At 63.0% G+C, this 20,205-nt stretch carries 19 protein-coding genes; 6 read left to right on the forward strand and 13 right to left on the reverse strand.

The genetic code is table 11. The annotated features are described in order from the left end of the window. Positions 1 to 12: 12 nt before the first annotated feature. From AC0L3U_RS00745 to AC0L3U_RS00755, 3 genes are all read right to left on the reverse strand, one after another. Positions 13 to 1,641, reverse strand: a complete 1,629-nt coding sequence (locus AC0L3U_RS00745) for a CHAT domain-containing protein (protein ID WP_473360322.1) — start codon at positions 1,639 to 1,641, stop codon at positions 13 to 15. Continuing rightward, a complete protein-coding gene (locus AC0L3U_RS00750) occupies positions 1,638 to 4,550 on the reverse strand; it encodes a PAS domain-containing protein (RefSeq protein ID WP_473360323.1) in 2,913 nt (970 codons plus the stop codon). Before AC0L3U_RS00750 ends, AC0L3U_RS00745 begins: the two co-directional genes overlap by 4 nt. A gap of 360 nt (positions 4,551 to 4,910) precedes the next feature. Further along, complete coding sequence (locus AC0L3U_RS00755) at positions 4,911 to 5,813, reverse strand: DUF2147 domain-containing protein (protein ID WP_473360324.1); 903 nt, start codon at positions 5,811 to 5,813, stop codon at positions 4,911 to 4,913. A 225-nt stretch (positions 5,814 to 6,038) separates the two neighbouring features. On the opposite strand from AC0L3U_RS00755, the gene AC0L3U_RS00760 reads away from it, so the two are divergent. Further along, complete coding sequence (locus AC0L3U_RS00760) at positions 6,039 to 7,022, forward strand: alpha/beta hydrolase family protein (protein WP_473348705.1); 984 nt, start codon at positions 6,039 to 6,041, stop codon at positions 7,020 to 7,022. A 28-nt stretch (positions 7,023 to 7,050) separates the two neighbouring features. Here AC0L3U_RS00760 and AC0L3U_RS00765 read toward each other — a convergent pair whose 3' ends face one another. Further along, complete coding sequence (locus tag AC0L3U_RS00765) at positions 7,051 to 7,833, reverse strand: transporter substrate-binding domain-containing protein (protein WP_473360325.1); 783 nt, start codon at positions 7,831 to 7,833, stop codon at positions 7,051 to 7,053. Positions 7,834 to 7,971: 138 nt separating this feature from the next. Here AC0L3U_RS00765 and AC0L3U_RS00770 point away from each other — a divergent pair, with 138 nt between their 5' ends. Continuing rightward, positions 7,972 to 8,469, forward strand: coding sequence for a DUF1993 domain-containing protein (locus tag AC0L3U_RS00770; RefSeq protein ID WP_456769628.1), 498 nt, complete (start codon positions 7,972 to 7,974; stop codon positions 8,467 to 8,469). Between the two features lie 33 nt (positions 8,470 to 8,502). Here the strand turns inward: AC0L3U_RS00770 and AC0L3U_RS00775 are convergent, their stop codons facing one another. The 6 genes from AC0L3U_RS00775 to AC0L3U_RS00800 all read right to left on the reverse strand — a co-directional run bounded on the left by AC0L3U_RS00775 (position 8,503) and on the right by AC0L3U_RS00800 (position 14,687). Further along, on the reverse strand, positions 8,503 to 9,018 hold the full coding sequence (locus AC0L3U_RS00775) for a hypothetical protein (RefSeq protein ID WP_473360326.1): 516 nt from the start codon (positions 9,016 to 9,018) through the stop codon (positions 8,503 to 8,505). A gap of 200 nt (positions 9,019 to 9,218) precedes the next feature. Then, on the reverse strand, positions 9,219 to 10,208 hold the full coding sequence (locus tag AC0L3U_RS00780) for a hydroxyacid dehydrogenase (protein ID WP_473360327.1): 990 nt from the start codon (positions 10,206 to 10,208) through the stop codon (positions 9,219 to 9,221). A gap of 33 nt (positions 10,209 to 10,241) precedes the next feature. Beyond that, complete coding sequence (locus tag AC0L3U_RS00785; protein ID WP_473360328.1) at positions 10,242 to 11,342, reverse strand: ABC transporter ATP-binding protein; 1,101 nt, start codon at positions 11,340 to 11,342, stop codon at positions 10,242 to 10,244. 6 nt (positions 11,343 to 11,348) lie between these two features. Continuing rightward, complete coding sequence (locus AC0L3U_RS00790) at positions 11,349 to 12,260, reverse strand: carbohydrate ABC transporter permease (RefSeq protein WP_018457902.1); 912 nt, start codon at positions 12,258 to 12,260, stop codon at positions 11,349 to 11,351. Continuing rightward, positions 12,260 to 13,198, reverse strand: a complete 939-nt coding sequence (locus AC0L3U_RS00795; protein ID WP_354047776.1) for a carbohydrate ABC transporter permease — start codon at positions 13,196 to 13,198, stop codon at positions 12,260 to 12,262. Before AC0L3U_RS00795 ends, AC0L3U_RS00790 begins: the two co-directional genes overlap by 1 nt. 148 nt (positions 13,199 to 13,346) lie before the next feature. Next, complete coding sequence (locus AC0L3U_RS00800; RefSeq protein ID WP_027566973.1) at positions 13,347 to 14,687, reverse strand: ABC transporter substrate-binding protein; 1,341 nt, start codon at positions 14,685 to 14,687, stop codon at positions 13,347 to 13,349. Between the two features lie 484 nt (positions 14,688 to 15,171). Between AC0L3U_RS00800 and AC0L3U_RS00805 the strand changes: the two genes are divergently transcribed. Further along, positions 15,172 to 15,963 carry a Spy/CpxP family protein refolding chaperone gene (locus AC0L3U_RS00805; RefSeq protein WP_473360329.1) on the forward strand — a complete coding sequence of 264 codons (792 nt, stop codon included), beginning with the start codon at positions 15,172 to 15,174 and terminating at the stop codon, positions 15,961 to 15,963. Positions 15,964 to 16,075: 112 nt separating this feature from the next. Then, on the forward strand, positions 16,076 to 16,453 hold the full coding sequence (locus AC0L3U_RS00810; RefSeq protein ID WP_027566971.1) for a response regulator: 378 nt from the start codon (positions 16,076 to 16,078) through the stop codon (positions 16,451 to 16,453). A 62-nt stretch (positions 16,454 to 16,515) separates the two neighbouring features. On the opposite strand, the gene AC0L3U_RS00815 is transcribed toward AC0L3U_RS00810, so the two are convergent. The 3 genes from AC0L3U_RS00815 to glk form a co-directional block, all read right to left on the reverse strand. Then, a complete protein-coding gene (locus tag AC0L3U_RS00815; RefSeq protein ID WP_162847220.1) occupies positions 16,516 to 16,680 on the reverse strand; it encodes a hypothetical protein in 165 nt (54 codons plus the stop codon). A 143-nt stretch (positions 16,681 to 16,823) separates the two neighbouring features. Beyond that, the gene (locus AC0L3U_RS00820; RefSeq protein ID WP_018457896.1) at positions 16,824 to 17,027 is read right to left on the reverse strand and encodes a hypothetical protein; all 204 of its coding nucleotides are present in this window, start codon (positions 17,025 to 17,027) and stop codon (positions 16,824 to 16,826) included. Positions 17,028 to 17,171: 144 nt separating this feature from the next. After that, positions 17,172 to 18,143, reverse strand: a complete 972-nt coding sequence (gene glk, locus AC0L3U_RS00825) for a glucokinase (protein ID WP_473360330.1) — start codon at positions 18,141 to 18,143, stop codon at positions 17,172 to 17,174. A gap of 254 nt (positions 18,144 to 18,397) precedes the next feature. Between glk and pncA the strand changes: the two genes are divergently transcribed. Both pncA and AC0L3U_RS00835 read left to right on the forward strand, forming a co-directional pair. Continuing rightward, positions 18,398 to 19,036 carry a bifunctional nicotinamidase/pyrazinamidase gene (gene pncA / locus AC0L3U_RS00830; protein WP_473292418.1) on the forward strand — a complete coding sequence of 213 codons (639 nt, stop codon included), beginning with the start codon at positions 18,398 to 18,400 and terminating at the stop codon, positions 19,034 to 19,036. A gap of 16 nt (positions 19,037 to 19,052) precedes the next feature. After that, positions 19,053 to 20,168 (forward strand): alpha/beta fold hydrolase, encoded by a 1,116-nt coding sequence (locus AC0L3U_RS00835; protein WP_473360331.1) that lies wholly within the window; start codon positions 19,053 to 19,055, stop codon positions 20,166 to 20,168. Positions 20,169 to 20,205: the final 37 nt, after the last annotated feature.

Below are 20,205 nucleotides of genomic sequence, written 5' to 3' on the forward strand. Positions count from 1 at the left end.
TCCGATCTCGGCTCAATTGCAGCGTGTTGCCCAATCCGTCGACTGCGCGAGCAAGATGGGCGAAAGCCAGATCGGGCTGTCCTCGTCGTCGGCGAGACGCTCCCAAGAAGCTCGGCATGCCTTCCGGAACGCAAGGCAGACGGACCGCGTTTCATGCAGTTCGCTGTAGAACGCCTTGGCGAAATGAGGCGCGCGGTCATCCTCCACGTTCCAGCGGAATCCCAAGGCATAGGGGATTCCGTTCATCACCAGCTGTTGCACGCTGCCCCTGGAGATGCCGCGGCAAGCGGAGAGATAGACCAGCGTGGTCGACGAAAGACCTTCGGATGCGACCATTCTGTCGAGCTTCAGCCCGATCGCTTCTTCCGGCCTTGTGCCGGGAAGGACGAGAGACACGGTTTTCTGGCCGTCACTCCAGGCATGGCCGGCGTAGTGGAGGATCGACGGCCGAAAATGAGCAAGCCGCTGCAGCAAATGGGGCACGGCCTCATTGCCGGGAGTGCCGGAGAGGTCGACAAGCTCCAGCTCGAAGCACCCTGTGGCGGCCAATTCCTTCAGGTACTGGAGTTCAACGTCGATATTGCCGAGCTTGTCGAACGTCTTGCCGTCGCAGATCACCCGTTCGAGCTTGCGGTCTGGGTGCTCGCCGACCTGCGAGCGAACAAACATGAGCCTCGAGCCTGGCTCGATGCGCCCGCGCTCGGCTCTCGCCCCTCTCTGCAGCCGAATAACCGACGGCACGCGTCGGACGATCGGGGCATGAAGAAGCACGAATGGCCCGTTCTCTTCAGCGAGATACCGCACGCTCGCCTCGAAGGGGACAGGATAATATCCGGCATCGTTGATCACGAAGCGGAACGACAGTCCTGCCAGCCCACCGGCCGCCCTCTCGATCTGCGAAAACAGGTGCTCGCCGATCGCCTTGACGACGAAGCTCTTGAACAGCCGTGTTCCGACACCCCGCGTCTGGGCGAGCCAGTTCTTGGGCAGGCTGGTGCCGATCCAGTGATCCGCATCCGCGCGGTCTTGGGGTATCTCGTCCCGCCCATAATCCCGGGCGGCAGACTTCAGATCATCCAGATCGCTGACTGTGTTCCAGCGCAGCATTGGAGAGCCGTCGTCGCCAGTTCCGAGACGGCATTCTACCTTGGCGCTATGGATTTCCGTTTCGATCACCCGGAACGCGCCAGGAATGGCGCCCTTCTCATCGGGATGCCCGGTCAGCATCGCAATGAACGGCCTGAGGATTCGATGCCGGTGGAGCTGCAGGGCGTCCATTGGCAGGATCAGAGCGTTGTCGGCTCTGCTGCACTCCTGCTCGAGATCAGGGCAGGCCCCGAACGACGGAGCGATGACGAGGACGGACGTGTGAGGGTCTCGGGCCTGCACGACGGTGCTGAGCAAATCCTGCGCAGCGACTGTCGTTCGCGTGTCGCGATGGACGCGCGGGTCCATCGGCAATCCGGCATCGAGGACGAGCAACTCGGTGTCGTTCGCAATGAGCCACTCGTTGGTCTGGTCCGTAGTCATCAACTGCTTGTCGTGCAGGTTCTCGGGATCGACGCCTGCCGCGAGCAGATGCGTGCGCAGTGTTTCGAACATGCCCGGTTCGGCCGTGGCTATCGCTATCCTTGCGGTCATGCTGATGCCTCCTGCGCACATAATGGCAAGTCGAATTCGAATCCCATGCCGTCCAGTTCGGTCAAGCTCCCGTCATGCTGCTCGACGGCTTTCTGTATCGCCTCTACGGCGACGCTGGCCATTTGCCGGGCCCGGGACTGGCTCCGCTCGATCAGATCGGCGGCCGACGGATCCAGCGGCTGCGCGGTGACCGCAGGGATGCGCATGGATACGAACAGACGATGCGGTGGTCGTTCCGCGATGGTCACGGTGAGCCGATCGGTCGGGGCGACGCGGAGCGAAAGAAGCGAGCTGAGCGCCGAACGAAATGCGAAGCTCAATCGCTCCAGCCAGCCGCTGACGATCAGACGAGCTTCGTCCGTGATGTCGCCCTCTATATCGATCGCGTCACGATCGTCGACGGGAAGGCCCTCGATCTCGTGATAGAGCGCTTCCAATACGTTGAACGAGGTCGGTGCCTCCTGCGGCGTCTGCTGCACGGTCAAACGTTCCGACAGACGTTCGAAGGTGAGATCAGCCTTCAGGAGATGATTGGCCGCCTGCTCCAGCATGTTGGCGCAGTTTCTCATCAGTTCGGGTTTGCTTAGAAGGGACTGGGCGCTGCGCAACAAACCATCGGCCATGAGCAGGGGAGCCCGGGTCTCGCGCGCAACAGCCGTGACCGTCTCCTCCAGATATCCCCAGTCGCTCTCTCGGCTTTGATCGGCGAGGCTCGTGAACAGCCACAGGTGGTGGCCATAGTCGTCATTCAACGGCTCGCGGTTTGCAAGGGTGGTCACCTCGGTGCGCGGTGCGTCGCCGATCGTCAGGTGGATGTGAAGTCGGTGCTGGATACCAGATTGCGACAGTTCCTCGATATCTTCGTCTCGTGCCCCGAACGACACGAGTTCGCGGTCTCGTGCCTGACCAAAAATGCTCTCGGCCGCGCCATTCATGTGACAGATCTTGCCGACCGCGTCGACGATGACCGCCGCCTGCTCAATCCTGTTCATAAGCGCCAGCTCGATCGCTTCGTGCCAGCGCGCCGCAAAAATCTGCTCGCAGTCGGCGGCGAGTCCGCGGGCCGCTTCGCGATCGGGTCCGAGAAAGGCGTTGGATTCCGAAGATTCCATATCGAGGATCATCTCGATCTTGCCATTCACGAAGAGGGGGACGGTCATCGCGGATCGCTGATCCGGCGCGGTCTGAATGAAGCCGTAGTTCCGCTTGGAATCGCTGATGTCTGGAACGACAAGAATGGACCGCTGGACGAGACAGCTGCCGAGCATTCCGCTGGATAGGTCCTGGGTGTATTCGGACTTTTGGGCGGCGGACTTCACGAGCAGGTTTCGGTCGTTCTTGACGTGCTCGGCGACCAGCACGAACTTGCCGCGGGCGCGGTCCACCCGGAACACACCGACGTACTCCCAGCCGAAGCATTGTGTCGTGCCGGTCGCCAGCAGTGTGGCAATGGTGCGGGCGCTGGGCGCCTTGTTCAAATTGTCCTTGAGCTCGCGCAAGGCGCGCGCCTGAGCGTGCTCGATGGCCGCGTCCGCAGCCTGCAGGATTTCCTCGACTCCGAGATTCTGCAGGGTCCGGAGGTCGGCGGCCGTATATTTGTGGTTACGGGACATGAGAGCCAGCGAGCTTCCGAACCGGCCGCCCGCCTTCCGAATCGGCAACACAACCATCGATTTGAAATCGTCGGAGAGGATCGCCTTGCTGACCGGGTTGTCCTTTTCCTCCGGGTTGAGCTGCTCGACGAATTTGCTCAGGTCGTTATTCCACGTCTTGCCCTGTTCGAGCCATTGAATCACATCGGCCGTTACCTTGAACCAGCGTGTACTCCACTCCCAGCGAGGTTTAGGAAAGACGGTGAGCGCTCGCCAATGGTCGCTGAGGTCGTTGTAGACCCCGAAAGCAGACATCTCGAACGGAATGACCTTTTCGACGACCCGCAGCATGGCCTCGATGATCTCTTGCGGGTCTGCGTGCTCGGCAAGAACGGTCTTCAGCTGCTGGCGCGCCAAATCCTCGTTGAGGGGAGCGAACAACAACAACAGCCCGGTCGAGCTATTCTGTTCCTCCATGTACGGCGCTGCACTGACTCTCGCCAGGACGGAACGGCCATCCATCGGACGAAGCCGCACGAAATCCGTAAATCCCGTTTGTGTGCCGATCCATTCGTCAAACCGGCTCGTCGTGCCCTCGTCGTCGGGCGCGAAGACATCGGACAGCGACATCTCCTTGAGGGTCGCCTCGGCGAACCCGAGAATCTGCACGGCTCGCTCGTTTGCGAACCGGATCTTGCCCGCCCGATCGGTCCTGAGCACGCCGTCCTGCAAGGCGTCAAGGCGGCTCCGTTCGGCGCTCTGATCCAGGAGGAGGGCGTAGTTGCCTTGCTGCCCGTCTTCGTCGCGCAGCGGGCCGATCTCGACCCTGACCTGGCGGATCAACTTATTGGTCCGGATGTCTACGCGCAGGCTTGTGTTGTGGTTTGCCTTGAGGGCTGCGCCCACGTCGGCCGCACGGGACCCGAATAGCCCGGGAAACGGAGCGTTGCGGCCGTCGGGAACGAGCTTGTCGAACGCCGCATTCGCATAGACGATGCGGCCATCGCCTGCCAGTTCGACGAACGGGATGTCGCTGTGATGCGCGGCCTCGTCGAGCGCGTCGTACCGATCGGAAAGCACACTCAGGAGCGTGGTTTGCGATTGAAGGATCTTGTCGACGGCTTCGGCAGTCAGACCAAACTCCGAAACGAGCATTCGGGCCAGCTCGTCGACGAGGGGCTTGAGTGCGGTCTTCAGGCCGTTCTGCCTGCTCCTGAGCGCGCCGATCACATGGCGCCGGATACCTTGCTCAGTTTTCAAGAAATCCTGGTCCCAGTCACCTGAGATGAGCGATGGCGCTGCACGGAGTTCCTCCATAACAACCTCGCTAACGCAACTGTGAAGCGAAACGATAAGGTGCTTGAGCCGGCACAAAAATTCGAGTGCTGCCGGTCTGAGCGCATCGGCGGGATCAGAGGTGCCAAGGCGATTTTTGACCGCGGAAATTCGTCGTTCAACCTAAGCTAGAGGCGATCGCAGCCGTCCTAGTATTAACTAGTTCACAGAAACGGCCTGAATTTCCACGGATTCGTCGATCGAGACGGTGATGACGTGCTCAGCGATCGGGTCCGACGCTGTGTCTTTGCCGGGCAAGCACAGGCGCAGCGGCAATCCTCGTTGCCCGCTGGCGCAGGGTAACGCTCAATCCCACCGTGTCACGCGCGCGTGACAGGACCCTCAGTTCACACGCGTCCAGGTCTGGCCGCCGCAGAACATGCCGCCGAAGGCGCAGCCCTGTACGCGCAGGCGATCGGTGCCCTTCAGCGCGATGGTTGAATCGTAGGTCGAGCCGGAGTTCGGATCGAGGATGCGACCGGACCATTTCTGGTCCTTGTTCTGATCCTTGCCGGGCTTCATGTTGATCAGAACCTGCTCGCCATTCTGGTTCGATTTCGAATCGACCGAGTAGCCGCAGAGATTGCTGCCGCATTGCTCGATCCGGACCTTGCCTTCCTTCTCCTCGGTGAGCCAGACCCCGAGCGGTGAATTGAGGTCGCGCGTGGGCGCGGTAGCGGGAGCCGGCGGCGCGACGGCAGCCGACTGAACGGGGGCAGGCGCAGGCGCCGGGACGGGAGGCGGAGATGGCGCCGGAGGCGCCGCTGCGACGGTCGGGGCGGGCGGCGGCGGCGGTGCGGGCGGTACTGCGGCCACCGTCGGGGCAGCACTTGGGGCCGGCTGAGGCGGCGGCACAAGCGCGTCTTCGGCCGGAGCGTTGTTCGCCGTGGTGGCCGGAGGCGCCGGCGGGGCAGGAGGCGCGACGGCAACGGGAGCCTGGACAGGGGTCTGCTCGGCCGCCGGGGGCGCCGTGACCGGTGCCGGGGCCGGCGCTGGATTGGCGGGCGCCTGCGGGTCAGCCTTGGCTTGTTGCGGTGCCTGCGGGTCCGATTTTGGAGCCCCCTTGGCATCGTTCTTGGTTTTCTTGGCCTTGCCCTGGCCGGTGTTGTCGTAGACGCCGGGGATTTGCACCGTGCCGCGGTCGGGATCGATGCGGATGGTGCGCCCGCCATAGTCGAAAGTGTACTGCGCCTGCGCAGCGGTGCTCGCCAAAAGGAATGCGGCCGTGGCCAACAGCTTCCTCATTTCGCATCTCCTGAAACAGGTGGTCCCCGCACCGACGCTTACGCCCCGGCTCGATCGCAAAAAGTGATCTAGATCACTGTCACCGTATGAGTCGTGCTCCGGCTGTTGCGGGTTCAATAACACCGGAGCGGGTCCAAAGTTGGACAGCGGCGTGGCCCGCATCTGGACGGATTCAGGACGGGCAAGTACAACCGCCCCGGTTGAATAGTTTGAAAGTACACGCTCATGCCACGGCCACTTGCCACAATCATTCTGATCGCGGCCTGCTGTCTGGTTGCGACCCTGGCGCAAGCGGCCGGACTTCAATTTATCGAGGTGCCCGCGGATGCCGACGGGCTCGCTCTCAAGGGCATGGCGTGGACACCTTGCACAGCGGCGCCCTCCGAGGTCGCCTTGGGCCGCGGAGTCATTGTGCCGGGCGTAAAAGACTGTCCGGTCGCGGGCAATCGATTGCCACTGATCGTTGTCTCGCACGGGCGCCGCGGCTCGTTTCTCACGCACAACGATACCGCGGCCGCACTTGCTGATGCCGGATTCGTGGTCGCTGCCATCAGCCATCCCGGCGACAATGCCAGGGACAGCAGCCGGACGGACGAGTTCTCCGTCCTAATTCAGCGTCCCACCGACATGAAACGGCTCACGAGTTTCATGCTCGGCGCATGGAAGGAAGCGGCGGTCCTGGACCCGCGGCGGATTGGCCTGTTCGGGTTCTCGCGCGGCGCCTATACCGGTCTCGTCGTGATCGGCGGCAACCCTGATTTCGGTGCGCTGGCCCGGCTCTGCGAGAGAGAGGGAGCCACGACGCCGAAATGTCGGGACATTCGCGAGGGCCGGATGCCAACCGAGCCGGCAGTCCACGATCCCCGTGTCAGAGCGGCCATCTTGGCGGATCCGCCACTTCTTGATGGTCTCTTCAGCCGAGAGCGCCTCGCCGATCTAACGATCCCAATGATGTTGTGGCGTTCAGCGCTCGGTGGCGACGGCGTCACGCCCGATGCTGTCGATGCGCTGGAAGTCCTTCTTCCCGCACGGCCCGATTATCGGATCGTGCCCAACTCCGCGCATTTTTCCTTTATCGCGCCATGCTCGCCCCAACTGGCCGAAACAGCGCCGATTCTTTGCACCGATCCGCCAGGGTTCAATCGAAAAGCGTTTCACGACGAGTTCAACGGCGCGGTCGTGGCCTTTTTCCGCGCGCGCCTGGAGTGACGGAAGACGCACGCAGCGCGGGCGGCGCCTAATCGAACCAGGCGGCGTAGATCTTCTTGTAGCTGCCGTCCTGCATAGAAATGTGCAGCCATTGGTCGACGAACGCCTTCAGCGCCACGTCGCGCTGGAGCCAATAGGCCTTCTCGGAGAAGTCGAACGGCTTGTCGGGATGCACCGCGCAGAGCACGCCTTGATGCTGCTTCTGCTGGTAGCGCGTCTCGGAGGCATCCGTCATCATCAGGTCTGCATTGCCCTTGGCGATCTCGTCGAAGATCACGGTATTGTCGGGGAAGACGGTGATATCGGCATCCTTGATGTTGGCACGCGCGAAGCGCTCGTTGGTGCCGCCGGGATTGACGATCACGCGGGTGCCCTTCTTGTCGATGTCGGTGATGCTCTGGTATTTGCCGACATCGGCACAGCGCGCGATCGGCGTCTTGCCCTCGCGCATGATCGGCGTGGAGAAGAAGCCCTTCTTCTGCCGGTCGAGCGTGACCGAGACGCCGCCCATGGCGATGTCGAACTGATCGGCCTCGAAATCCTTCATCAGCTTCGGCCAGGCCGTCGGCACGAATTCGACCTTGACGCCGAGTGCCTTGCCGAGCGCCTCGGCCATGTCGACATCGAAGCCGTTGAACTGCTGCGTCGTCTTGTCGAGATAGGTGAAGGGCTTGTAGTCGCCGGTCATGCCGACGCGCAAAGTGCCGCGCTTGACGATCTCGTCGAGGCGGGACGGCGTCGCCTGCTGTGCCTGCGCCGAAAGGTTTGCCAGCAGGACCACGGCCAAGGTCGCCAAAATTCGACTGGTCATTCGAACGATCATCTCTTTTCCACCCATGCCCAAGCTGTCATTGTGCAGCTCTCGATGCCTGTCTTGAGGCCTGGATTTAGACCAGATGCCCGTCGCTGGCGAGGCGGAATTGAAGGGAATTTTCAAGTGACGATCTCGATGCATGACGCCTCGGTCGGCGTCTTCGTGCCTTACTTGCGCAACCTGTCCGCACTGCTCGACAAGGGCGTTGCCTATGCCGAAGCCCGGAAGTTCAATCCGGCCGTCCTGCTCGGCATGCGCATCGCGCCCGACATGTACGATCTGGCGCAACAGATCGGCGAGGCCTGCCGCCATGCCACGGTCGCCGCGGCCTTGCTGGCCGACCGCGAGCCGGTGACGCTGCCGGTGCTGGAGCACGACATGGCCGGACTCCAGGCCCGCATCGCGACGTCCATCGAGTTCATCGAAAGCCTGCCGCGCGCGGAGATCGATGCCGCGGCGGAACGGAATGTCTTCTTCAGGCTGAAGAACGGGACCGAGTTGCCCTTCACCGGGCGGACGCTGCTGCTGACCTTCAGCATGCCGCAGTTCTTCTTTCACGTCACGACCGCCTACGACCTGTTGCGGCACGCAGGCGTCGAGCTCGTGAAGAAGGATTATCTCGGACGACGATAAGCCGAACCGGCAGCCACTTCGCGCGAAAACGCGCTAGGCTTCGCCCTTGCGCTCGTAATCGGCGAGCGAGCTGCGGCCGGCGATCTCGCTGCGCAGCTCTTCGAAGCGCCGATGCGCCTCGTCCTCATGCGCGTCGACGAAATGCACCGCGGCTTCGCCGGTCATCGGGCCGCTGACTACGGGCACCGACTGCTCGCCGATGGTCTCGTGGACGTAGAACTGGCCGTCATCGCCGCGATGGACCGTCCATTTCAGGCGGATGGCCACCATCGGCCCGGGGCCGACCTTGCTGTAGCCGTCGGCATCGGTGTGCTCCGGCACCAGCGGCTGCTCCTCGACCACCGGGTGCTCGTCGACCACGGGGTGCTCGTCGACCACGGGGTGTTCGTCGGTGACCCCATGTTCACCGGCAACCACCATTTCGGTCACGGTGATCGTCTCGGTCTCGCGCACGGTCTCGGTCTCGCGCACGACGAGGACGGGTTCAGGGTGCTCCAGGATGCTGGCGATGGTCGCCAACGCGTGGTCGGTCGGGTCGATCTCTGACAAGGGTCCATCCTCCAGCTCGACGCGGCCGGCAAGTCTGTCCCACTGCCGCCGCGGCCGGACCTATTACGCGGGTTTGATTAAGGCTGAGTGAGGGCTCGATCTGCACCAAAATGGGACTCATTCTGGCGTTCCGAAGGCGGGGGCGGCCGCCCGTCCGAGAGAACTGCCCCTCAAGAGAACCGCCCGCCCTGGAGACCAGCTCAGCCCAGGACATCCTGATTGATGATGTTCTGCCGGATGGGATCGCCGTCCAGCACACTGAGGATGTTGCGCGCGGTCTGCTCGCTCATCCGGCTCACCGCCTCGACCGTCACGCCGGCGACATGCGGGGCCATGATGACGTTGGGCAGCGCGAACAGCGCGTTGCTGACCGGCGGCGGCTCGACCTCGAACACGTCGATGCCGGCACCGGCGAGCTTGCCCGAGACCAGTGCGTCGTACAGCGCCGTCTCCTTCACGATGCCGCCGCGCGCGGTGTTGATGAGGTAGGATTTCGGCTTCATCCGGCCGATCCTGTCAGCATCGAACAGACCGACGGTCTCCGGCGTCTTCGGGCAGTGGATGGTGACGAAATCGGCGTGCGGCAGCGCGGCATCGAGATCGGCGACCGGCTCGCAGCCTGCTGCCTTGATTTCTGCGGCTGCCTTGTAGGGATCATAGACCTGCACATTCATGTCCATCGCCAGGCAGCGCTTGGCGGTGCGGGTGCCGATGCGGCCGAAGCCGATGATGAGGACGGTCTTGCCGTAGAGATCGAACGGCAGCATGCCGAGCCGGTCGGCCCATTTGCCGTCCTTGACGCAGGAATGCATCTCCTGCGCGCGTTTTGCCAGTGTCAGCATCATGAACAGCGCCTGCTCGGCGACCGAGGGCGAATTCGCGCTGCCCGCGACCATCAGCGGCACCTTGCGGCGGGAGAGGGCGGGGACGTCGACTGCGTCGTAGCCGACGCCGATCCGGGTCACCACCTTCATGTCCTTCGAGGCTTCGAGCTCGGTCTCGCCGAAAGCGGTGGCGCCGAGCGCCACGCCATGGACCGGCGCGTGGCTCTTCAGCAAAGCCTCGAAATCCCCAGCGGAGATCAGGTTCGGAAACTCGATGAGCTCGATGTCATCTCGCTGGGTGAGGAGGGCGCGCGCCCCTTGCGACAAAGTTTGCGTAACAAAGATTTTCTTCTTGTTGGTCGACATCGTCCCTACCTGCACGAGTTTCTTGGCCGGCCGTCACAAGACGGCGCCGGTCGCCTCGTTTAGCAGGTGCATATTGTTGAGGTCCATCGCCAAACGCATGGGGCCCCCATCCTTGGCGCCCGCATTGGGATCGACGCGGCCGCAGACGGGCGTGCCTTCCAGGCCGAAATAGACCAGCGTCTCCATTCCCATCGGCTCGGTGACATCAAGCATGGTGTCGAAGGTCTCGACGCCCGGATCCAGATGCGCATGCGACTCCGTGAGATGTTCGGGACGGATGCCGAGCAACAGGTTTTCAGCTCGGGGCAGCGCGCTGTAACGGGCGGCGCGGGCCGGCGGCAACGGGAATGAGATCCGGTCCGTCAGGCGGACGTTGAGCTTGCCGCCGACGTCCTCGAGCCGGCACGGAATGAAGTTCATCGCCGGCGAGCCGATGAAGCCCGCGACGAAGCGCGTCGCCGGCTTGTGGTAGAGCTCGTTCGGGGTGCCGATCTGCTCGATCCGTCCCTTGTTCATCACCACGACGCGATCCGCCAGCGTCATCGCCTCGACCTGGTCGTGGGTGACGTAGACCGTGGTGGTGCGCACCTTCTGGTGCACCTTCTTGATCTCGATCCGCATCTGCACGCGCAGCTTGGCGTCGAGATTGGACAGCGGCTCGTCGAACAGGAAGACTTTCGGATTGCGCACGATGGCCCGCCCCATGGCGACGCGCTGGCGCTGGCCGCCGGAGAGCTGCTTCGGCTTGCGGTCGATCAGGTCGGTGATGTCCAGGAGGCGGGCGGCCTCGGTCACCCGCGCCTTGATCTCGGCTTTCGGGTAGTGCTTGAGCCGCAACCCGAACGACATGTTCTCCGCGACCGTCATATGCGGGTAGAGCGCGTAGTTCTGAAACACCATCGCGATGTCGCGGTCCTTTGGCGGCACGTCGTTGACGACGTCCCCGCCGATCATGATGTCGCCGTCGGTGATGTCCTCGAGTCCCGCGATCATCCGCAACGTCGTCGACTTGCCGCAGCCGGAGGGGCCGACGAGCACGATGAACTCATGGTCTGAGATGTCGAGGTCGATGCCGCGCACCGCCTCGACGTCGTCGTAACGCTTGACCACCTTCCGCAACGCAACCTCAGCCATAAGACATCAACCCTTTGTCGCGCCGGCGGTCAGGCCGGCAATGTAATAGTCCATCAGGAAGGCATAGATGACCAGCGGCGGGGCAGCGCCGAGCAGCGCGCCCGTCATGATCTGACCCCAATTGAAGACGTCGCCCTTGATCAGCGTGGTGGTGATGCCGACCGGCAGCACCAGCTGGTCGATGGATGTCGTGAACACCAGGGGATAAAGGAACTGCGCCCAGGACACGGTGAAGGCGAAGATGGTGGCTGCGATCAGGCCGGGCAGGGCGACGGGGATGAAAATCCGGGTCAGGGTCTGGAGCCAGGAAGCGCCGTCGATCAGAGCCGCCTCGTCGAGCTCCTTCGGGATCGAGGCGAAATAGCCGATCATGATCCAGGTGCAGAACGGCACGGTCAGCGTCGGATAGATGAACACCAGCACGTACCAGCGGTTGAGAAGAGTGATGCCGGTGACGTCCTGGACCACCGCGAGCATCTTGAACAAGGGAATGAACAGGAGGCTGTCCGGGATCAGATAGGTGAGAAAGACGCCGGTCGCGAGCGTCGCCGAGCCCCAGAACTTCATCCGCGCCAATGCAAACGCCGCCGGAATGCTGATCAGCATCGTCACGATCACGACCACGATCGAGATCATCGACGAATTCCAGAAGAATCGCAGGAACTGGTTCGAGGTCAACAGCTCCACATAGTTCGACAGGGTCGGATGAAATACCCACCACGGATTGGTGGCGGCCGAGATCTCCGCGCTGCTCTTGAGCGAGGTGATCAGCATGTAGATCGGCGGGATCAGGAAGAAGATCGCAAACAGCACCAGGAAAAAGTAGGACCAGCGCAGCGCCCAGGTGCGGTCGCGGCTCATGCTTCGAAGCTTGACCTTGCGTGTCGGTCCGGCCTTGTCGATTGCGAGCGTGCTCATCAGGCTTCGTTCCCGCGTTTGTTGACATCACGCAGGATGAAGACCGCTGCGACGGCGAGGATCGGCACCATGAACAGCGAGACGCAGGCGCCGAGCGGAATGTCGCTGCTCTGGATGCCGACCTGGAACGCCCAGGTAGCAAACAGATGCGTCCGGTCCAGCGGACCGCCGGAGGTGAGGATGCGCACGATGTCGAAATTGGCGAAAGTGACGATCAGCGAGAACAGCGTGGTGATGGCGATGATGTTGCGCATCATCGGCAAGGTGATGTGCCAGATCTTCTGCCACCAATTGGCGCCGTCGATCGCTGCGGCTTCGTAGAGCTGGTCGGGCACGGATTTCAGCGCGGCCAGGTACATGATCAGGAAGAACGGCGCGCCGTACCAGACGTTGACGAGGATGACGGAAAAACGCGCCCAGAAGGTGTCACCGAGCCACGGGATCGGACCGATGCCGAAGAACGACAGCGTATAGTTGAAGGCGCTGTAGGAAGGGTCGAACAGCCACAACCATGCCAGCGTGCTCATCGCCGGCGGGATCACCCAGGGCACCAGCAGCATGCCGCGCCATTTACGTTGCTTCTTGCCGGGAATGTTGTGGACGAAATGCGCGACGATGAAGCCGATCAAAGCCTTGAAGACCACGGCGGTAATCGCAAAAATGCAGGACTGCCTCACCACCATCCAGAACGTTTCGCGCTTGAACAGGAAGGTGAAGTTGCTGAGGCCGACGAACTTGGTCATCGCCTTGTTCAGCGTTGCCAGGTAGACCGAATAGAAGGCGGGATAAAGCACGAGCAGGGCGATCAGGAGGATCAGCGGCAGCGTCAGGAAGAACGCGACGGTCGATTTCCGTCCCATCGCATTGCGCAGGCTCGCCCGTTTGCGCGGGCTTGCAGCTCGGGCGAGACGGCCTTGCTCAACGACGACATCGGCCATGAATTTAGCCTCTTTTGCAGGACACGTAGCAGGACATCTGGAACGGCAAAGCCGGCGCAGCCGTCGGCTTCATTCGGCAAGCGGATCGAGCGAGGGGGGCCTCGGCGGCTCACGCGCGAAGCGTGAACCGCCATGGCACATACCCGGCTCAGGTCCGCATGAAGCCTTCGCACTCGCCTTCGGCCCAGGCGAGCGCGGTTTCCAACTTCTCTCCTTGCGCAAAGCGCAGCGCCATCTTGGTCAGCGTCGCCTGGAAGTAGATCTGCTGGGCGATCTTCGGCGGCGCCGGAGACGCGGCGATCGACATCGTCTGCTGCTTGTAGGGATCCGGATAGTGGAAGAGCGTGCCCTTCGGCGGCCCTTCCTCGGCCCAGGTCTTGAACTTCGTCATGTTCGCGTAGGCCGGCAGATCGTACCCGCCGCTCGCCGCGACGAACTTCTCGATCGCCGCTGGCGAGGACAGGTGAACGAGCAAGCTCTTGGCCGCTTCCTTGTTCTTGCCAAAGGCCCAGACGCCCCAGAAGTACGGCAGGAAGGGTGCAAAACGTCCCTTCGGACCGGACGGAAAGCCGTGCGTCCAGCACTGTTCGGCGACTTGCGGCGCGTCGCGCTTGGCGACCGCCCAGGCACTCGGCGGATTCAGGATCATCGCCCCGCGGCCCGAGATCAGCCATTTGTTGTTGGAGGCATCGTCCCAGGACGGCGCGTCGGTGGGCAGGACGGCGATCAGCTTCTTGTAGAATTCGAGCGCCTGCCGCACCGCGTCGGTCTTGACGGTGATATCGCCCTTGGCGTTGACGAGCTCGGCGCCGAAAGACTGGAAGATCGCGCCGGCGGTGTCGACGCTGTCGGTGGTCTCGCCGAGACCGATGCCGAAGGGGAAGCCGGCCTTGTGGCAGGCCTCGGCCGCCTTCAGGAACGTCTCCATGGTCCAGTTGTCCGCCTTCGGAGGACCGCCGGCCGGATACATCTCCTGCACGTCGATGCCGGCGTGTTTCTTCATCAGATCGATGCGGGAGCAGGGGCCCTTGATCTGGCTTCCCGGCGTCGCGGGCACTGCGAGCCATTTGCCGCCCGACCGCCCGAGATATTTGACGGTGTCGTTCACCTCGCCGTTCTGCTTGATGAGCGGCTCCATGACGTCGTTGAGCGGTTCGAGATTCTCGGAATAAGCGTGCGGCCACCAGCTCGGCATCTGGAGAATGTCGTGACCGGACTTGGCCTGGGCTTCGGCCGCCGCCGTCAGCTCGATCTTCTTGTTGTTGCTGGTGATGTAGTCGATCGAGACTTCGACCTTCTCCTTCTCGCCCCATTCCTTGACGAGCGCGGTGGAGGCATCGTTGGCGCCGGGCACCCAATGGTCCCAGAAACCGATCGAGAGCTTGCCGGCGGCGTAAGCGCCTCGGACATAGGGCGCCGTGATCAGCGCCGCGGAGGACATTGCAGTGGCAGCCACAAATTGACGTCGCGTCAGTGTCTTGCGTGACATCTCGTTTCCTCGCTTGGGTGTTTTATTGTTCTGGCGTTTCCTCTGAACTCTTCCGAGTTCTACTTTTGATTTTCTTTTTGAAAGTTTCTTGTTCGACGTTTCTTATTGATGCCGTCGGCTTCGAAGGCAAATTGGTAGCGCGATCAGATCATGATTGATTGCGTCTGTCGAGAAAACCGAACGGCTTGCGCCTAGAACTAACGTTGTGTCCGGTAAGGCGGCAGTGGCCTCGACGTCGTGCGCGGACCATGAACCACGATCGGTCATTTTGCGACGCACACTTTGCGCCGACCCGCCCGGTCGATGCATGCGCAATTACGCCGCAGTTTCGAATAAGCCTGCATAAGCGCCTCGCGCCAAACACTTTTCGGGCGTGGATAGCAATTGTCGGTGGCTAGACCTCGAAGCGGTGAAAACGATAGAGTTGCAACTGGCGGGTGGTTCTCACCCCCAACGGCCTAATCAGATCGAGATGGAGACCAGAATGATCAACCCGGCGCCGCTCGCGCGGCTTAACCTGCGACGATGGTTCGCGCTGGGATCCGTTTTCGTGTTGCTGCTCGGCGCAGCCGCGGTGGCGAACGCTCAAGGCCTGGTCAAAGGGGTTCAGGAAGGAGCGGCGGCCGGGAACAAGGCGGCAGGTCCGGTCGGCGGCGTGCTCGGTGGCGCGATCGGCGGTGTGGTCGGCGTTTTCACCGGCGTGCTCGGCGTTGGCAATAATGGCAATCAGGCGCCCGCCGCCAAGGATTCGAGCAAGGATTCGAGCAAGGACGCTGCCAAAGACGCCAAGCAGGGCGCCGGCAAGGACAAGGATGCCAAGAGCGCCAAGGTGGGCAAGGGCGCCAAGGCGAGCAAGGAGGCGAAGAACGCGCCGCAGGACAAGGATGTCACGGTCCTCACCCAGACCGGCGCGCCGCAATTGACCGCGGACCAGATCGTCACCAACAGCGACTCCTATATCGAGCGGATCAAGACCGAACTGAACCTCACGCCCGACCAGGAGAAGCACTGGTACGGCTTCTCGAGCGCCATGCACTACCTCGGGCATAACGGTGCCGAGCGGCTCAACCTGCGGGTCGCGCGCGCCAAGCGGGATCCGCCCGACGACATCGTCGAGCAGATGCGCAACGAGGCCCAATTCCTCATCGACCGCGCCGCCGACCAGCGCAATGTCGCCGACGCCGCCGAGCCCCTCTATTCGAGCCTCGATGACAAGCAGAAGCAGGTGTTCGTACAGGAGATGGTACGGCTCAGCCACGAACGAGGACTGGATTGATCAAGTTGAATCGGATCGGGCGCGTCTGAATTAACGGCGCCCGCCACGAATTCGTGAATCCTCTTCGCGATTCGGTTATGATTAGCTTCGGAAAGCTGATGGCGGGGTTGATATGGCGGACGGACTCTCCGTTTTCCTGGTCGAAGACGAGACGTTGATCCGGATGATGATGACGGACATGGTGGAGGAACTCGGCCACCACGTCATCGCGGAAGCGGATAATGTTCGGGACGCCAGCGCGTTCGCCATGACCGCGCAGTACGATCTTGCGATCCTCGATATCAATCTCAAGGGCCTCTACGTCGATCCGGTCGCCGACCTAATCGAGCGTCGCGGCAAGCCGTTTCTGTTCGCGACGGGCTACGGTCCGGAGCTGCTGCCGTCCTTGCTCCGGCGCCGGCCGATCCTGCGCAAGCCGATTTCGATCGATCAGCTCAAGGCGATGATCGATTCGATGTTTCCGGAAGCGGCAGCGAAGACGCCGCACTGAGACCAAAATAAAAATGGCCGCCCGTCAGGGGCGGCCATTTCGCGACGGAATGCGTCGCGGTCTCACATCAGGCCGGCGCCGAGATCGATGCCGCGCGCCATTAGGCCGAACGAGGCGACCAGGCCCGTGCAGCAAAACAGCAAGATGGTCTTGAACGAAGAAAACGAAGAATCGGCCAAACGCGTTTCGCTGGTGGCCGGCATCGCGGCGATCGAAATCATGCTCATGTTCATTCCCCCCTTTGTTGCCCCTGAATTGCATCAGGTAAGGGAACTCCTAGAGCAAAAAGTTTGACGCGAGCTTTCGAGGGATCGTTAACGAAATCGCAATTGATGCTGCGTTTTCGGGCACCATAGCGGCATCACTCGCTTCAGTGGCGCCCGTTCTTCAGCACCGTGGCGATGGTGTGAGCTGTCATGGCGGCGCGGTCCGAAGCGCGCTGGGCGGCCAGCCGGTCACGCGCCTTTTCCTCGATCAAGAGCTCGATCAGGGCCAGCCGCTTGCCCTCGTCGTCCGCCTCGAGCAGCAGGCGGTGATAGCGGTGATAGTCGAAACCTAGATCCTGCTTACGCATGTCACGCCCCCGCAACTACGCCACACACACAAGCCAGGATTGTTTCTCATCCGGGACGTGCGCGCAAGCACGATCCCGCGTCGAGCGGGCGTGCCGTGCAATCAGCTGTGCATGACTGGAACCCGCGGACGGAGGTGCGCGCCGTTAAGGCTGGTTGTGCTCCGCGAACATCGTCAGTCCGACGAAACTCGCATCGGGTTTGGTGACCAGCCGGGTGGGGATGTCGCGGAGATAGTCCTGGAAGCGTCCCTTGGCTTCGAAGCGCGCCCGGAATGCGGAGGCTGCAAGGAAGTCGGGAAAGCGCGGCACGATTCCGCCGGCGATATAGACGCCGCCGCGTGCGCCGAAGGTCACCGCGAGATTGCCCGCGACCGAGCCGAGAATGGCGCAAAACATCTCCAGCGTTTTGCGGCTGAGCTCGCAACTGCCTTCCAGAGCGGCCTTCGTGATGGCGGCAGCATCGCGATGCGGCACTTGCGCACCTTCCACCTCGGCCAGCGCCTCGTAGAGGCTTTGCAGGCCGGAGCCGGACAACGCGCCACGCTCGATGGACACATGGCCGAGGCGTCGGCGCATGCACGCGATGACGCGTTCCTCGCGCTCGTCCTCCGCCGGCAGGGTCGCGTGGCCCGCCTCGGTGACGACGGCCAGCCGTGAACCGTGGCGCTCGACCAGGGAGGAAACGCCAAAGCCGGTTCCGGGTCCGACCACCAGCAACGGCTCTCCGGGAAGGCCATCCCCTCCGCCGAGCGGGATCAGGTCGGCGGGCTGCAGCGCGGGCAGGGACCAAGCCACCACCTCGAAATCGTTGAGAACATGGACGCTGTCGAAGCCGAGGGCCGGCTGGAGCTCGTTGCCGTCGATGACCCACGGGCTGTTGGTCATGACGCAGCGGTTGTTGGTCACCGGCCCCGCGACGGCCAGCACGGCCCTTGGGGGCGTTTTGCCGTCTGAGCGACGCGCGAGAACATCGGCAATGGCTTCCCGAACGGTCGGGAAGTCTGCCACTTTGACGTAGTCGATCGGTCCGGTTTGGTCGCCCTGACTGAGCGCAAAGCGCGCATTGGTGCCGCCGATATCGGCGAGAAGAATCTGTCCTGTCTTGCCGATGGTCATGTGCGTGTGGCTGCCGCGGCCGTTCGGGCTGCGGGAACCGCTTCCTCCGCTCTATCCGTTCGCAAAATGCGAACGGCTTTCAGAATCCGCCCCCGGGGTGGATCTAGTCAACACGCATCAGCCCAAACCGTTGCATCGGGGCCGACGCGGTGCATTCGCGCAGACCGCCGCACCGCTTCGGTGGTTGCGAAGCAGCGCGGGAAGATCGACACTGGAGACGTGCCGTCGGCGCCGGTCGCGCGGGATGGCCTGGAATGGACCTTGCGATGAAGCTTTCCGACCGCGACGTGCTGCTGGTCATCGACGTGCAGAACGATTTTTGCACGGGCGGGGCGCTCGCCGTGCCCAGGGGCGAGACGGTCGTCCCCGCCATCAATCGGATCGCCCAAAAATTCGCCAATGTGGTGCTGACCCAGGACTGGCATCCCCGCGATCATGTCTCCTTTGCCCCGAACCACGCCGGCAAACAGCCGTTCGAGACCATCGCGCTCGACTACGGCGTCCAGGTGCTGTGGCCGAGCCATTGCGTCCAGGGCACGGCGGGCGCGGAATTTCATCGCGATCTCGACGTCACTCGCGCAAATCTCGTGGTGCGGAAGGGGTTTCGGCGCGGCATCGATTCCTATTCGGCGCTGTTCGAGAACGACAGGAAAACGCCGACCGGCCTGCTTGGATATCTGCGCGAGCGCGAGTTGAAGACGATCTTCGTGGTTGGCCTCGCGCTCGACTTCTGCGTCCGCTTCTCGGCGGAGGATGCCCGCCAGGCGGGGTTCGAGGTCGCCGTCATCGAGGACGCCTGCCGCGGCATCGATCTCGACGGCTCGGTCGCCGCGACCCATCAGAGTTTTCGCGAGCGCGGCATTTCGCTCGTCAGCTTCGAGGCCTTCCTGTGAGGACCGTGAGATAGCCATGGCGGAGAAGACCGGCAAACAGCAGCACGCACCGGGCCCGGTCCCGGATGACCCGCTGCTGTGGCCGTTCGCTGCGGCTCGGCTTGCGATGGATGCCTGCTTCGGATGGCTCGAGCGAGGTCCGCCGGAGCAAGCCGACAGCAGCCTGCCGTGGACCACGCCCAACTCCGTCGCGCTGGAGCTTGCGACCATGCGCCTGCGCAATTGCACGCGGACCGAGTCCGGCCCGCCGGCACTGGTCTGCGCGCCCTATGCGCTGCATCGGGCCCTGATCGCCGACTTCGCCCCCGGCCACAGCGTGTTGCAGTCCCTGCAAAATGGCGGCATCGACCGGGTCTATCTCACCGACTGGCGCTCAGCCACGCCTGACATGCGCTATCTCTCGATCGACAGCTATCTCGGCGATCTCAACGTCGCCATCGACGAGATCGGCGCGCCGGTCGATCTCGTCGGCCTGTGCCAGGGTGGCTGGCTGTCGCTGCTCTATGCGGCGCGCTTTCCCGCCAAGGTACGGCGGCTGGTGCTGGCAGGCGCGCCCGTCGACCTCTCGATCGAGTCCAGGCTGTCGCAGCTCGCCCGCAACGCGCCGGCGATGGTCTATGATCAGCTCGTCGCCCGCGGCGGCGGCAATGTCAGCGGCGAGGAGATGCTGCGCGTCTGGTCGAAGGCGCCGAGCCGCGACGACATCGTGACGGCGCTGCAGAGCGACCTCTCCGGCGAGGAAGGTGCGGCGCTACTGGCACGCTTCGAGCGCTGGAATGCCGAGCCCCTCAATCTGCCCGGCACCTATTATCTCGAGATCGTCAACTGGATTTTCCGGAAGAACCGGATCGCGCGCGGCCAATTCACGGCACTCGGCCGCGTGATTGATCTGAAGGACGTCAAGGCGCCGGTCTTCCTGCTGGCCGGGCTCGATGACGACGTCGTGCCGGCCGCGCAGGCGCTCGCCACCGCCGGTCTGCTCGGCACACCACCGGCCTTCATTGCGGCGGCCTCCGAGGCCTGCAACCACCTTGGCCTGTTCATGGGCGCGCGGACACACGCCCATGCATGGCCCCGGATCGCCGAATGGCTGCGCGAGGATCTGCCCGGCATGCTGGTGCGCACAGCCTGAGACTGCCCCCAAGGGAAGGGCCGGGCGCCGGGCAGCG

It is taken from the genome of Bradyrhizobium sp. Kon69, assembly GCF_055807515.1.

What these genes read in the sequence shown, in the direction of transcription:
- AC0L3U_RS00800 (WP_027566973.1), bottom strand. Translation starts at nt 14,687, where the DNA reads ATGTCACGCAAGACACTGACGCGACGTCAATTTGTGGCTGCCACTGCA.
- AC0L3U_RS00760 (WP_473348705.1), top strand. Translation starts at nt 6,039, where the DNA reads ATGCCACGGCCACTTGCCACAATCATTCTGATCGCGGCCTGCTGTCTG.
- AC0L3U_RS00790 (WP_018457902.1), bottom strand. Translation starts at nt 12,260, where the DNA reads ATGAGCACGCTCGCAATCGACAAGGCCGGACCGACACGCAAGGTCAAG.
- AC0L3U_RS00770 (WP_456769628.1), top strand. Translation starts at nt 7,972, where the DNA reads ATGCATGACGCCTCGGTCGGCGTCTTCGTGCCTTACTTGCGCAACCTG.
- AC0L3U_RS00745 (WP_473360322.1), bottom strand. Translation starts at nt 1,641, where the DNA reads ATGACCGCAAGGATAGCGATAGCCACGGCCGAACCGGGCATGTTCGAA.
- AC0L3U_RS00780 (WP_473360327.1), bottom strand. Translation starts at nt 10,208, where the DNA reads ATGTCGACCAACAAGAAGAAAATCTTTGTTACGCAAACTTTGTCGCAA.
- AC0L3U_RS00810 (WP_027566971.1), top strand. Translation starts at nt 16,076, where the DNA reads ATGGCGGACGGACTCTCCGTTTTCCTGGTCGAAGACGAGACGTTGATC.
- AC0L3U_RS00755 (WP_473360324.1), bottom strand. Translation starts at nt 5,813, where the DNA reads ATGAGGAAGCTGTTGGCCACGGCCGCATTCCTTTTGGCGAGCACCGCT.
- AC0L3U_RS00765 (WP_473360325.1), bottom strand. Translation starts at nt 7,833, where the DNA reads ATGACCAGTCGAATTTTGGCGACCTTGGCCGTGGTCCTGCTGGCAAAC.
- glk (WP_473360330.1), bottom strand. Translation starts at nt 18,143, where the DNA reads ATGACCATCGGCAAGACAGGACAGATTCTTCTCGCCGATATCGGCGGC.
- AC0L3U_RS00795 (WP_354047776.1), bottom strand. Translation starts at nt 13,198, where the DNA reads ATGGCCGATGTCGTCGTTGAGCAAGGCCGTCTCGCCCGAGCTGCAAGC.
- AC0L3U_RS00835 (WP_473360331.1), top strand. Translation starts at nt 19,053, where the DNA reads ATGGCGGAGAAGACCGGCAAACAGCAGCACGCACCGGGCCCGGTCCCG.
- AC0L3U_RS00805 (WP_473360329.1), top strand. Translation starts at nt 15,172, where the DNA reads ATGATCAACCCGGCGCCGCTCGCGCGGCTTAACCTGCGACGATGGTTC.
- AC0L3U_RS00785 (WP_473360328.1), bottom strand. Translation starts at nt 11,342, where the DNA reads ATGGCTGAGGTTGCGTTGCGGAAGGTGGTCAAGCGTTACGACGACGTC.
- AC0L3U_RS00750 (WP_473360323.1), bottom strand. Translation starts at nt 4,550, where the DNA reads ATGGAGGAACTCCGTGCAGCGCCATCGCTCATCTCAGGTGACTGGGAC.
- pncA (WP_473292418.1), top strand. Translation starts at nt 18,398, where the DNA reads ATGGACCTTGCGATGAAGCTTTCCGACCGCGACGTGCTGCTGGTCATC.
- AC0L3U_RS00820 (WP_018457896.1), bottom strand. Translation starts at nt 17,027, where the DNA reads ATGCGTAAGCAGGATCTAGGTTTCGACTATCACCGCTATCACCGCCTG.
- AC0L3U_RS00815 (WP_162847220.1), bottom strand. Translation starts at nt 16,680, where the DNA reads ATGAGCATGATTTCGATCGCCGCGATGCCGGCCACCAGCGAAACGCGT.